Below are 523 nucleotides of genomic sequence, written 5' to 3' on the forward strand. Positions count from 1 at the left end.
CCACCAACAGAGGAGGAAGGTTGATTGAGCCAAACAACACGATGGCCTCGCCCATCCGGTTGCTCAAAAGATACCCCGTCAGGGGGGCGGCAACCATCAATACATAAAGACTTCCGTGTGTAAAGTGCGCAACCCATTGCTGAAAAGACGAAATAGAAGCGAGAGGTGGCGGAGCCCGGTTAAAGGCCCGGACGACGATTCGCACGAGGACCAAAGCAAATACCGTTACGCCCACCCAGCGATGCCAGTCAAATAAATCTTTGCGGTTAGATGCCTCTTCGGGCGTGTTGCCGAGCGTCAAGCCTAATACGACGGCGACGATCAGAGTCAGAGCCACCACCCAGTGCAGTGCGACGGTCGGACGTCCATAACGCCCAATCCCATTGGCATCCTGATCAGACACAAAATCCACCCGTCAATCTTGTTGCTAGAAAATCAAGCGCAAGCCGGCGCGAACCGTGGTGGCTGGTCTCTGCCCGCCCGATTGCGCGCGCGGATAGAAGGTTCGTGAAACATCGACATA

At 55.4% G+C, this 523-nt stretch carries 1 protein-coding gene; it reads right to left on the bottom strand.

What is annotated here, in order from left to right; translation table 11 throughout:
* A partial coding sequence (locus ACFQND_RS12165; protein ID WP_377413585.1) for a cytochrome b occupies positions 1-412 on the bottom strand: 412 nt, incomplete at its 3' end.
* Positions 413-523 lie beyond the last annotated feature (111 nt).

The sequence above is a fragment of the Polaromonas aquatica genome (genome assembly GCF_042659145.1).
Lineage (GTDB): Bacteria > Pseudomonadota > Gammaproteobacteria > Burkholderiales > Burkholderiaceae_C > Polaromonas > Polaromonas aquatica.